Origin of the sequence: uncultured Roseicyclus sp. (assembly GCF_937892565.1) — a bacterium.
Classification (GTDB): domain Bacteria; phylum Pseudomonadota; class Alphaproteobacteria; order Rhodobacterales; family Rhodobacteraceae; genus Roseicyclus.
Window position 1 is genome coordinate 1 of sequence record NZ_CALAHQ010000084.1, and the last position, 12,380, is coordinate 12,380.

The 12,380-nt window shown below is 63.1% G+C and carries 10 protein-coding genes and 1 tRNA gene; 4 read left to right on the top strand and 7 right to left on the bottom strand.

Annotated elements, in window-relative coordinates:
- Window positions 1–54: 54 nt before the first annotated feature.
- Window positions 55–429: a hypothetical protein gene (locus Q0094_RS11840; RefSeq protein WP_297619707.1), complete on the top strand. Its 375-nt coding sequence runs from the start codon at window positions 55–57 to the stop codon at window positions 427–429.
- A 218-nt stretch (window positions 430–647) separates the two neighbouring features.
- Complete coding sequence (locus Q0094_RS11845; RefSeq protein ID WP_297619710.1) at window positions 648–2,855, top strand: NADP-dependent isocitrate dehydrogenase; 2,208 nt, start codon at window positions 648–650, stop codon at window positions 2,853–2,855.
- Window positions 2,856–2,943: 88 nt separating this feature from the next.
- On the opposite strand, the gene Q0094_RS11850 is transcribed toward Q0094_RS11845, so the two are convergent.
- From Q0094_RS11850 to Q0094_RS11860, 3 genes are all read right to left on the bottom strand, one after another.
- On the bottom strand, window positions 2,944–3,804 hold the full coding sequence (locus Q0094_RS11850) for an MBL fold metallo-hydrolase (RefSeq protein ID WP_297619712.1): 861 nt from the start codon (window positions 3,802–3,804) through the stop codon (window positions 2,944–2,946).
- 198 nt (window positions 3,805–4,002) lie between these two features.
- A tRNA-Ala gene (locus tag Q0094_RS11855) sits at window positions 4,003–4,078 on the bottom strand.
- Between the two features lie 111 nt (window positions 4,079–4,189).
- Window positions 4,190–4,534 (bottom strand): TIGR02300 family protein, encoded by a 345-nt coding sequence (locus Q0094_RS11860; RefSeq protein ID WP_297619715.1) that lies wholly within the window; start codon window positions 4,532–4,534, stop codon window positions 4,190–4,192.
- A gap of 134 nt (window positions 4,535–4,668) precedes the next feature.
- On the opposite strand from Q0094_RS11860, the gene Q0094_RS11865 reads away from it, so the two are divergent.
- A complete protein-coding gene (locus Q0094_RS11865; RefSeq protein ID WP_297619717.1) occupies window positions 4,669–5,382 on the top strand; it encodes a M48 family metallopeptidase in 714 nt (237 codons plus the stop codon).
- Window positions 5,373–6,026, top strand: coding sequence for a GntR family transcriptional regulator (locus Q0094_RS11870; RefSeq protein WP_297619719.1), 654 nt, complete (start codon window positions 5,373–5,375; stop codon window positions 6,024–6,026). The genes Q0094_RS11865 and Q0094_RS11870 overlap by 10 nt, the downstream gene beginning before the upstream one ends.
- Before the next feature lie 71 nt (window positions 6,027–6,097).
- On the opposite strand, the gene lpdA is transcribed toward Q0094_RS11870, so the two are convergent.
- From lpdA to Q0094_RS11890, 4 genes are all read right to left on the bottom strand, one after another.
- A complete protein-coding gene (gene lpdA / locus Q0094_RS11875; RefSeq protein WP_297619721.1) occupies window positions 6,098–7,486 on the bottom strand; it encodes a dihydrolipoyl dehydrogenase in 1,389 nt (462 codons plus the stop codon).
- A gap of 72 nt (window positions 7,487–7,558) precedes the next feature.
- Complete coding sequence (locus tag Q0094_RS11880) at window positions 7,559–7,960, bottom strand: MAPEG family protein (RefSeq protein ID WP_297619723.1); 402 nt, start codon at window positions 7,958–7,960, stop codon at window positions 7,559–7,561.
- 55 nt (window positions 7,961–8,015) lie between these two features.
- Window positions 8,016–9,494: a 2-oxoglutarate dehydrogenase complex dihydrolipoyllysine-residue succinyltransferase gene (gene odhB / locus Q0094_RS11885; RefSeq protein ID WP_297619725.1), complete on the bottom strand. Its 1,479-nt coding sequence runs from the start codon at window positions 9,492–9,494 to the stop codon at window positions 8,016–8,018.
- Window positions 9,495–9,500: 6 nt separating this feature from the next.
- Window positions 9,501–12,380: 2-oxoglutarate dehydrogenase E1 component (locus tag Q0094_RS11890; protein WP_297619727.1), on the bottom strand; the 2,880-nt coding region annotated here is incomplete at its 5' end.

Genomic DNA, 12,380 nt, shown 5'->3' on the forward strand with positions numbered 1-12,380 from the left:
TAACTGTCGGATATAAACGGTCAGTTGGGCATAATTTGCGAAAGTGTGCGGCACATGAATGGGGATGACGATCTGCTTGATCCAATTTGGCTGAACGATGTCATCACGCGAGAGCTTGAATTCATTCGCAATGTTGGCACGCACAAGAACCTGCTGATGGCCACATCAAACCAAGGCGCTTATGAGGCATTCCTGATGCTCATGCTGGCGCGGCAAGATGGGTTTCCCGTTTACCAGACGCTTGAGCAGATCCAGTCGCGCTATGCCAGCCAGTCCGGCATCATCAAGCGGTTGCGCATGCTGCGCGACGCCGGCCTTATCGAGGCCAAACCGGGCCGCAAGGGGTCTGAGGTGCGTTTGGCGCCGTCCAAGGACATCATCGCCGAGTTTGCCCGCTTGCTCGATCACAAGTACAATCGGTCTCACTGAGTGTTCTGGCGCGGCTGAACGGCATGCGATGCCTGGCCTTCGGGCGATGGCACGCGGTGATGCACCGATAGGTCCGGCCTGATCCGGGGTGACTGTTGCACGCCGATGGCCGATGGCAAAGCGCGGCAACTGGTCTCGCCCCGACACGGCATGGAACAGTAGACGTTCGGTCGTTTGTGTACTATGGCATACCAAACCTAGAGCCCATGGGGATTGCCATGACCGATCAGACCACGCCCGACATCATCATCACCAAGGTCGACGAAGCGCCCGAGCTTGCCTCGGCTTCGCTTTTGCCGATCGTCCGCAGCTTTGCCGCGGCCGCTGGCGTCAGCATCGGCACGCGGGATATCTCGCTTGCCGGGCGCATCCTTGCCGCCTTTCCCGACGCGCTGACGCAGGCGCAACGCGTCCCCGATGATCTGGCCATTCTGGGCGATCTGGTAAAGACCCCGCAGGCCAATGTGGTCAAGCTGCCCAATATCTCGGCCTCGGTGCCGCAACTGGTGGCAGCCATCCGCGAATTGCAGGGCCAAGGCTATGCTGTTCCCGATTTTCCCGAAGCACCCGCCACCGACGCCGAAAAATCGGCCCGTGCGAAATACGACGCGATCAAGGGTTCGGCGGTGAACCCGGTCTTGCGCGAAGGCAATTCCGATCGCCGCGCAGCCAAGGCCGTCAAAGCCTATGCACAGGCCAATCCGCACCGCATGGGCGACTGGTCGGCGGCCAGCAAGACGCGCGTGGCCTCCATGCCCGCGGGGGATTTCCGCTCGAACGAGATGTCATCCACCCTGCCCAAGGCGGCCACGGCCAGGATCGTGCTGACCACCGCGGATGGCGTCGAGCATGTTCTGAAAGCGGGCGTCAGCTATCCCGCCGGCACCGTGGTCGACACGACCTACATGAGTGCTGCGGCCCTTGATGCCTTTCTTGCGGCCGAAATCGACAAGACCAAAGCCGAAGGCGTGCTGTTCTCCATCCACCTCAAGGCCACGATGATGAAGGTCTCGGATCCGATCATCTTTGGCCATGCGGTACGCGCCTTCCTTGCGCCCGTGTTTGCCGAATTCGGCGATCAGATGGCGGCGCTGGGCGTGAACGCCAATTCGGGCCTCGGCGATCTGCTGGACCGGGTCAAGGGCGATGCACAGATCATGGCGGCGATCGAGGCCTGCATGGCCGCGCGGCCGCCGCTTTACATGGTCGACAGCGACCGGGGCATTACCAATCTGCATGTGCCCTCGGATGTGATCATCGACGCGTCGCTTCCCGCGCTGATCCGCGCGGGCGGCAAGGGCTGGGGCCCAGATGGCCGCGAACATGATGCGGTCTGCGTCATCCCCGACAAATCCTATGCCGCCGTCTATGACGAATCGATCCAGTTCTTCAAGGAAAACGGCAAGTTGAACCCGGCCACGGCTGGCACGGTGCAAAATATCGGTCTGATGGCCCAAAAGGCCGAGGAATACGGCAGCCACCCAACCACATTCGAGATGCCCGCCGATGGTGTGGTGCGGATGATCTTGGATGACGGCAGCGTTCTGCATGAACACAAGGTTCAGGCGGGTGATATCTGGCGTGCGGCGTCTACCCGCAAGGCTCCGATCGAAGATTGGGTAAATCTGGCCATCGACCGCCAGCGCGCCGAAGGGTGCCGGGCGATTTTCTGGCTCGACCAAGCCCGCGCCCATGACGCAGAGCTGCTCGTCTATGTAAAGCCGATCCTTGCCGCCAAGGGTGTGGCGCATCTGTTCGAGATCATGGCCCCGCGCGAAGCCACCCGCGCAAGTTTCGAGACGATCACCGAAGGCAAGACCTGCATCGCCATCACCGGCAACGTGCTGCGCGATTACCTGACCGATCTGTTCCCGATCTTGGAACTGGCAACTTCGGCCAAGATGCTGTCGATCGTCAAGCTGATGCAGGGCGGCGGGCTGTTCGAGACCGGCGCGGGTGGGTCCGCCCCCAAACATGTGCAGCAGCTTCAGGCCGAAAATCACCTGCGCTGGGACAGCTTGGGCGAATTCTGCGCGCTGGGCGAAAGCTTCAAGTTTCTGGCCGATACCAAGGGCAATGAAAAGGCACGTGTGCTGGGCAATGCCATCGACGCGGCCACCCAAGGTGTGCTGGATCATGACCGGTCCCCCGGCCGCAAAGCCGGTGAGCCCGACAACCGCGACAGCCATTACTGGTTCGCCCGCTACTGGGCCGAAGCGCTGGCCGCCCAGACCGAGGATGCCACCTTGGCGGCAGGGTTCGCACCCATCGCCCAAGCCCTGGCCGACCAAGAGGCCGTGATCTTGGCCGAACTTCACGCCGCGCGCGGTCAGGCTGCCGATACGGGCGGTTATTATCACACCGATCCGGTCAAGACGGATGCGATCATGCGCCCCTCGGCCACCATGAACGCGATCATCGGCTGACCGCCCCTTGATCTGAACATCAAAAGGCCCCAGCCTTGGCTGGGGCCTTTTTCGGTTAGCGGCCTGTGCAATTTCGCGGGCGCCGTGGTCATCCTTGCGGCAGGGCGATCACCATACCGTCATGCCCGATGTCAAGTGCACCCTGCCAGCTTTGGCGCACCGCCGCTTGCCAATCCAAGGGGCCAAAGCCGGGGTCGTCGGCCGGCACAAGGTGGTGCAGCACCAAACGACCGACATCAGCCATGCTGGCGATCCGCCCCGCTTCGGCCGCCGTCGAATGGCTTGCTGTGATATGCTTGCGCAGCTTGTCGCCGCCGTTGCTGCGCGCGACAAGCGCATCCACCCCTGCGGGCAGCAGCGCTTCATGGACCAGCACGTCGGCGCCGCGTGCGAATTCCGCAAGTGGCGGGAAAAACCGCGTATCGGCAGAAAACACCACACAGGTCCCGCGGTCAAAGCGAAGCGCGAAACACGCGTCCACCGGCGGATGTTCGACCTGCAAGGCGCTGACCTGAAGATCGCCGTCATCAAAAATGCGGCCCGGACCATATTCGGTGATCTCCACCAGATCCGGCAGGGGTATCCGCCCCTCATCGCGGACACGGATATCGCAATCGAAAGCCAAGGAGGTCATGAAGCCCGTCCAAAGGGAACGCGTTCCCTCAGGCCCGAAAACCCGCAGCCGCTGTGTCAGCCCGGTGGTCCAGGCCGTGTGGATCAACCCCCCCAATTCAAGGACATGATCGGAATGCAGGTGGGTGATGAAAATCAGCGACAGTTGACGCAGGTCAAGACCCGCATTCACGGCGGCCCGTGTCACCCCAAGCCCGCAATCCACCACGATCGGGCGGCCGCCCAACCACAGCAGGCTTGCGGTGGGCATCGGCCCGCCGGGGCGCACCGCGGGGCCGCCCTTGGTGCCGAGCAAAATCAACCTGTCCGCTTGCATGGCCCGTCTCCTGCCTTGGTCAACATCCAGCACGCACAGCGCCGCCGGGCAAGTCGATCATTTTTCGCATGGACAGGGCAACACCAAACGCGCCTTGGCACAGTCACCTGATGGTCGCCGGATGCAACATGCGGGCCCGCAACAGGCTGCGTGATGCACGCCCGGCAGGATCTGATTTTGCTCTGACACGGTGTGTTTTGGTGGAGCCTAGGGGGATCGAACCCCTGACCTCTTGCATGCCATGCAAGCGCTCTCCCAGCTGAGCTAAGGCCCCATTTTCGGGGGAAAGTCCCCCTTGAAGTGGTCGGCGGTGTAAGCGAGGGCGGCAATCGGTGCAAGGGGAAAATCCGAAATTCCCGCCGCTTTTCACCGCCCTCGAAGGCTGTCAGTCGTCGTCGCCGGGCCCGGCGACATCGGTCAGATCGTCGAGCGCGACGGTATCGCCGTCATCGTCTTCGTCCAGAACATCATCATCATCGATTTCCACATCGGCCTCATCGGCGTCGATGTCGATATCATCATCGAGAACCAGATCGTCCTCGTCGAGAACGGCCTCCTTCACGACCTTTTTATCGGCCTTGCCAGCCACAAGGCTGCGACCCGACTTGGCGGTATCAATATCAACCACCTCGCCGGTGTAGGGGCTGATGATGGGCTTGCGGTTCAGATCGTAGAACCGTTTGCCGGTGCTGGGACAAACACGTTTGACGCCCCATTCCTCTTTCGGCATGAAACCCCCTTGAAAGAAGTCTTCGGTATCGCAGGATGCGGTCCTCTGCCATAGTCACGGCATGCTGTAAACCCCGTATGGCAGGCTATCGCCCTTGCCTCGACAGGACTGCTCCTTTGGTGTCTAGCCCCCGCGTGTCAACCCATCTTTTGCCCGGCGATCCCCCGGTCGAGGTATCGCTCAAACGATCGCCTCGGGCGACACGCTTCAGCTTGCGCGTATCGCGCGCGGATGGGCGTGTCAGCCTGTCTTTGCCGATCTGGGCGCCCGAAGGCGAAGCCCTGGCATTCTTGCGTGACCGCGAGGATTGGCTGCGCCATCATCTTGAAACGGCCCCTGTGATCCAGCGCGCCGGCATCGGCGCGTTCGTGCCGGTCTGCGGCATCCCGCGCGAAGTGGTCGCGGGGCGCCTGCGCGTGGCGCGCTTTGCCGATGGCCGTATCGAAGTGCCCGATGGCGCGCGCACCGGTCCTCGTATTCGGGCGCTCTTGGGGGCGCTGGCGCGCGAACGTCTGACACGCGCGGTACAGACCCACGCCGCCACATTGGGCCAGAGGGCCGCGCGCATCACCTTGCGCGATCCACGCAGCCGCTGGGGCAGTTGTTCGTCCAAGGGCGATCTGATGTTTTCATGGCGCCTGATCATGGCACCGCCCGACGTGCTGGATTACGTCGCCGCCCATGAGGTGGCCCATCTGATCGAGATGAACCATTCCGCCGCCTTTTGGCGGGTCTGTGCGCGGCTCAGGCCCGATTACGCCCTGCAACGGGATTGGCTGAAACGGCAAGGTTCTGGTCTGTTGGCCTGGCGCTTTGACACGGCCGAGGATGGCGCGAAATGCCCCTGACACCGCGCCCGGCCGAGACCGGGGCCGCAGTGGCCCATGACAGGGTCTATCGCGCCCTCAGGACGCGCATCATGCATGGTGAAGTAGGGCCGGGGCAGGCGATGACCTTGCGTGGTCTGGGGGCGGAATTCGGGGTGTCCATGACACCCGCGCGTGAGGCGGTGCGCCGTTTGGTGAGCGAAGGCGCGTTGTTTTTGTCCAGTTCCGGGCGCATGTCGACGCCCGAGTTGTCCAATGAGCGCATCGAGGAGCTGGCAGCCTTGCGCGCGCTGCTCGAGCCCGAGCTTGCCACCCGCGCGCTGCCGCGTGCCCATCCCGCGCTGATCGAACGGATGGAGGCGATCAACGCCACCATCGGCCAAGCCATCGCGCGGCGCGATGCGGTTGCCTATATCCGCCGCAATCTGGAGTTTCACCGCACGCTCTATCTGCGCGCGCAGGCACCCGCCATGCTGGCCCTGACGGAAACTGTCTGGCTTCAGCTTGGGCCGACCATGGGGGCGCTCTACGGGCGTTTGAACCGCACCGAATTGCCCCAGCATCACCGGCTGATCGTGGCCGCGTTAAAGGCAGGCGACGAGCCGGGATTGCGGCTGGCCGTGCGGGCCGATGTGACGCAAGGCTTGCGGTTGCTGGCGGGATAGGTCCGGGGGCCTTGTGCCCCCGGACCCTCGCCGAGCATTTGAAAAACAAAGATAAAACGCAGCTGGTGGGGTCAGCTGTGGATCGGGCCGTCGCCGCAGGCCAACGCCGCCTCGCGCACCGCCTCGGAATAGGTGGGATGCGCGTGGCAGGTCATGGCGAGATCCTGGGCCGATGCGCCGAATTCCATCGCAACGCAGACCTCATGGATCAGATCGCCCGCCATCGGGCCGATGATATGGGCGCCAAGAATGCGGTCGGTTTCCTTGTCGGCAAGGATCTTGACGAAACCGTCGCCCGCGAAATTCGCCTTGGCCCGGCCATTGCCCATGAAGGAGAACTTGCCGATCTTGTAGGCGCGGCCGTCCTTGTTCAATTGTTCCTCGGTCGCGCCGACCGATGCCACTTCGGGGTGGGTGTAGATCACGCCGGGGATGACGCCGTAATTCACATGGCCATGACGGCCCGCGACCACCTCGGCCACGGCCATGCCTTCGTCTTCGGCCTTGTGGGCCAGCATCGGCCCGGTGATCGCGTCGCCGATGGCGTAGATGCCCTTGATATTGGTGGCATAATGGCCGTCGGTCGCGATCTGGCCCCGGTCGGTCATCGCAACGCCCAGCGCATCAAGGCCAAGACCATCGGTATAGGGTTTGCGGCCCGTGGCGACCAACACAACATCGGCGTCGATCTTGTGGCTGCTGTCATCCTTGCGCAGTGTGTAGGTGACGCTGGCGCGGCCCTTGTGGGTCTCAACGCCCTGAACAGCGGCGCCCAGCGTGAAGCCAAGCCCTTGTTTTGCCAAGATACGTTGGAAGTTCTTGGCGACCTCGGCATCCATGCCGGGGGTGATGTGGTCGAGGTATTCGATCACCTGCACCTCGGACCCGAGGCGGGCATAGACGGAACCAAGTTCAAGGCCGATCACGCCCGCGCCGATCACGACCAGTTTCTTTGGGATCTTGGCCAGGCTCAGCGCGCCCTCGGAGGTCACGACGATCTTTTCATCGATCGTGATGCCGGGAAGGGTGGAAGGGGTGGAACCTGTTGCGATGATTATGTTTTTTGTCTCGTGGATATGGTCGCCCACCCGCACCTTGCCGGCTTCGGGGATCGAACCCCAGCCCTTGAGCCAGTCGATCTTGTTCTTCTTGAACAGAAATTCGATGCCCTTGGTGTTTTGTCCGATCACCTCATCCTTGTAGGCCAGCATCTGTTTCCAATCGACGCTCGGGGTCTTTCCGACCAGCCCCATTTTCGCGAAATTATGTTCCGCTTCATGGAGTTGGTGGGAGGCATGCAGCAGCGCCTTGGACGGGATGCAGCCGATGTTGAGGCAGGTGCCGCCCAGCGTTTCGCGCCCCTCGACCACGGCGGTTTTCAGGCCAAGCTGCGCGCAGCGGATGGCGCAGACATAGCCGCCGGGGCCGGAGCCGATGATGATGACGTCATAGTTGGACATGGTGTGCTCCTGTCGGAATTCGGGCTGTCACAGGGCGTACACACCCTGTACACAGGCTGTACATATGCAAGCTCATGCCGCCCCGCCGAAAATCGCGGCCAGAAGCATGATGAGGGTTGCCAGAAATCCCACCGCCCAGATCAGGCTGCGCCATGGGACAAGCCCCTGGGCATAGGCGGGGATGAAAAGGATGCGGGAGATCAGATAGGCATGCGCGCAGGCTTCGGTCAGCGCGCTTGAGCGGCCCGAACGCGTGACGACCACGACTGCGATGCCAAACAGGATCAGCCCCTCGAAATGGTTGTTCATCGCGCGCTGGAGGCGGCCGGCGGCGCCGGTCAGTTCGATCTTGACGTCGCGCGGCCCCATGGCGGCCTTGACGCCCGCCTGTGCATTGCCCGCGACGGAATAGAGTATGATCTGCACATATTGCAGAAGTGCTGCGAGGGCGAGGATGTAGAGTTCGGCGGTCATGGGTGGCTCCGGCCTTGGGGCATGCGGTGCGCCCGTGGGCACACCGCTGGGGCAATCACAGATCCATCAGCAAGCGGCGCGGATCCTCGAGCGCTTCCTTGACGCGCAGGAGGAAGGTGACCGCCCCCTTGCCGTCGACGATGCGGTGATCGTAGCTGAGCGCCAGATACATCATCGGGCGGATCACGATCTGGCCGCCGACGACCATCGCGCGGTCCTGGATCTTGTGCATGCCCAAGATGCCCGATTGCGGCGGGTTGAGGATGGGCGAAGACATCAGCGAGCCATAGACGCCGCCGTTCGAGATGGTGAAGGTGCCGCCCTGCATTTCCGCCATCGACAGCTTGCCGTCCCGCGCACGGCGGCCTTTTTCGGCGATTTCCTTTTCCAGATCGGCAAAGCTTTTCTGGTCGGCGTCGCGGATCACCGGCACCACAAGGCCCTGCGGCGTGCCAGCGGCGATGCCCATATGGACAAAGTTCTTGTAGACGATATCGGTGCCGTCGATCTCGGCGTTGACCTCGGGCACCTCGCGCAGGGCGTGGCAGCAGGCCTTGGTGAAAAAGGACATGAAGCCAAGCCGGGCGCCATGCTTTTTCTCGAACAGGTCCTTGTATTCGTTGCGCAGTTCGCTGACGCCGGTCATGTCCACCTCGTTGTAGGTGGTCAGCATGGCGGCGGTATTCTGTGCGTCTTTCAGGCGGCGCGCGATGGTCTGGCGCAGGCGGGTCATCTTGACCCGTTCCTCGCGGGCGGCGTCTTCGGCCGGGCTGGGGGCGCGGGGGGCCTGAACCGGGGCGGGGGCCGATGCGGCGGGGGCGATCACGGCTTTCATCACGTCTTCCTTCATGATCCGCCCATCGCGGCCGGTGCCTTGTACCTGTGCGGGCGACAGGCCCTTTTCGGCCATCAGTTTCTGCGCCGAGGGGGCGTTTTCCACATCCTTGCCCTTGGCGCCCGAGGCGGCAGCGGGGGCAGGGGCGGCGGCTGTGGGTGCGGGGGCGGCGGCCGAGGCCCCGCCGATCACGGCCAGTTGGCCCGCTGCCTGCACGGTCGCGCCTTCGGGGGCGAGAATGTCGCTCAGCACACCCGCCACGGGGCTGGGCACCTCGACCGAGACCTTGTCGGTTTCCAGTTCGCAGAGCATTTCATCTTGCGCGACGGTGTCGCCGACCTTCTTGAACCATGTCGACACGGTTGCCTCGGACACGCTTTCACCAAGGGTCGGCACCATGACAGCCACGCCAGCGCCGGATGAGGCGGGTTTGGCGGCGGGGGCGGCGGGGACAGCGGCGGCGCCTGCGGTCAGCGTCGCCAAAAGCGCGTTGACGCCGACGGTTTCGCCTTCGGCGGCAATGATCGCGCCCAAGGTGCCTGCGGCGGGCGCGGGCACTTCGACCGTCACCTTGTCGGTTTCCAGTTCACAGAGCATTTCATCGACGGCCACCGCATCGCCGGGCTTTTTGAACCATGTGGCAACGGTGGCTTCGGTGACGCTTTCGCCCAAGGTGGGAACGCGGACTTCGATTGTCATTCTGAGTTACCCTTCGATGGTCAGCGCGTCGTTCACGAGCGCGGTCTGTTGGGATTTGTGCATGCTGGCAAGCCCCGTCGCAGGTGAGGCGCTGGCGGCGCGCCCGACATAGCGCGGGCGGGTGTGTTTCGCGCGGATGCGGGTCAGGACCCATTCGATGTTGGGTTCGACGAAGGACCAGGCGCCCTGATTCTTGGGCTCTTCCTGGCACCAGACGATTTCGGCGCCCTTGAAGCGTTCCAGCTCCTTCATCAGCGCCAGCGCGGGGAAGGGGTAGAATTGTTCCAGACGCAGCAGGTAGATGTCGGTGATGCCGCGCGCATCGCGTTCTTCCAGAAGATCGTAATAGACCTTGCCCGAGCAGATCACGACGCGGCGGATCTTGTCGTCCTTGGCCAGCACCGTGTCGGAATGGCCCTTTTCGGCGTCATCCCACAGCACCCGGTGGAAGCTTGAGCCGGTGGTGAAATCGGCAGCGTCCGAAATCGCCAGACGGTGGCGCAACAGCGACTTGGGCGTCATCAGCACCAGCGGCTTGCGGAAGCTGCGGTGAATCTGGCGGCGCAGGATGTGGAAGTAATTGGCAGGCGTGGTGCAGTTGGCGACGATCCAGTTGTCTTCGGCGCACATCTGCAAGAAGCGTTCAAGCCGGGCAGAGGAATGTTCCGGCCCCTGACCTTCGAACCCATGCGGCAACAGCATCACGAGGCCCGACATCCGCAGCCATTTGCGTTCGCCCGAGCTGATGAACTGGTCGAACATGATCTGGGCGCCATTGGCGAAATCGCCGAACTGGGCCTCCCACAGGGTCAGCGCATTGGGTTCGGCCAGGCTGTAGCCATATTCAAAGCCCAAGACCGCATATTCGGACAGCGCGCTGTCGATCACCTCGAAGCGGGCCTGACCCGGGCGGATGGAGTTGAGCGGGTAATGGCGGTTTTCGGTCGTCTGTTCGACCAGCGCGCAATGGCGCTGAGAGAATGTGCCGCGGGCGCTGTCCTGGCCGGCCAGACGCACCGGGAACCCTTCGGCCAGAAGCGAGCCAAAGGCCAGCGCCTCGGCGGTGGCCCAGTCAAAGCCATGGCCGGTGGCAAACATCTCGGCTTTGGTTTCCAGAAGCCGCGAGACGGTCTTGTGCAGGTTGAAGCCTTCGGGTGCTGTGGTCAGCGCGCGGCCCACCTGCGCCATGGTTTCGGGCTTGATCGCAGTTTCGCCGCGCTGGTAATCGGCGCCTTCGCGGTTGAGATGCGACCAGCGGCCATCCAGCCAATCGGCCTTGTTGGGTTTGTATTCCTTGCCGGCGTCGAATTCGGTGTTCAGTCGCGCCTGAAAGGCGGCCTTGGCATCCTCGATCTCGCCTTCGGGGATCAGGCCGTCCTTGACCAGACGCTCGGTGTAAAGCTGGAGCGTGGTCTTGTGGGTCTTGATGCGCTGATACATCACCGGGTTGGTGAAATTGGGCTCATCGCCTTCGTTATGGCCAAAGCGGCGGTAGCAGAAGATGTCGAGCACGACATCGCGGCCGAATTTCTGGCGAAACTCGGTGGCGACGCGGGCGGCATGGACCACGGCCTCGGGGTCGTCGCCATTGACGTGGAAGATCGGCGCTTCGACCATCAGGGCGATATCGGTCGGGTAGGGGCTGGAGCGGCTGAAATGCGGCGCGGTGGTAAAGCCGATCTGGTTGTTGACCACGATATGCATGGTGCCGCCGGTGCGGTGGCCCCGGATGCCGGAAAGCTGGAAGCCTTCGGCCACGATCCCTTGGCCGGCGAATGCCGCGTCGCCATGCAGCAAGATGGCCATGACGCGGCGCCGTTCGGTGTCGCCAAGCTGGTCTTGCTTGGCGCGGACCTTGCCCAGAACCACGGGGTTCACCGCCTCGAGGTGCGAGGGGTTGGCGGTCAGCGACAGATGCACGGTGTTGCCGTCGAATTCGCGGTCCGATGATGCGCCCAGATGGTATTTCACATCGCCCGAACCATCGACATCTTCGGGCTTGAAGCTGCCGCCCTGAAACTCGTTGAAGATCGCGCGGTAGGGCTTGCCCATCACATTGGCCAGAACCGACAGGCGGCCGCGGTGCGGCATGCCGATGACGATTTCCTTAAGGCCCAGCGCGCCGCCGCGCTTGATGATCTGTTCCATCGCGGGGATCAGTGCCTCGCCGCCGTCAAGGCCGAAGCGCTTGGTGCCCATGAATTTCACATGGCAGAATTTCTCGAAGCCCTCGGCCTCGACCAGCTTGTTGAGGATCGCCTTGCGGCCGTTCTGGGTAAAGGCGATTTCCTTGCCGTAGCCTTCGATCCGTTCCTTCAGCCAGGCGGCCTGTTCGGGGTCGGAGATGTGCATGTATTGCAGCGCGAAGGTGCCGCAATAGGTGCGTTTCACGATCTCCATGATCTGGCGCATCGACGCCATCTGAAGGCCCAGCACATTGTCGATGAAGATCGGGCGATCCATGTCGGCGTCGGTAAAGCCATAGGATTTCGGATCAAGCTCGGGGTGGGGCGTGGTTTCGCGCATGCCCAGGGGATCAAGATCGGCGACCAGATGGCCCCGGATGCGGTAGGCGCGGATGATCATCAGCGCGCGGATGCTGTCCAGAACGGCGCGCTGGATCTGTGCATCGGTGAGTTCCACACCCTTGGCCTCGGCTTTCGCCCTGATCTTGTCGCCCGCGCCCTTGATCTCGGCGGCGGCTTGCGGCCATTCGCCGGTCAGCGCGGCGGTCAGGTCATCGGACGGGGTGGGCGGCCAGTCGCGGCGCGCCCAGCTTGGGCCCTGCGCCTCGGCGCGGGCATCGGCGGGGGCGTCGCCAAGGGCCGCGAAAAAGGCGCGCCATGCCTCGTCGACCGCGCCCGGATCCTGGGCGTATTGCGCGTA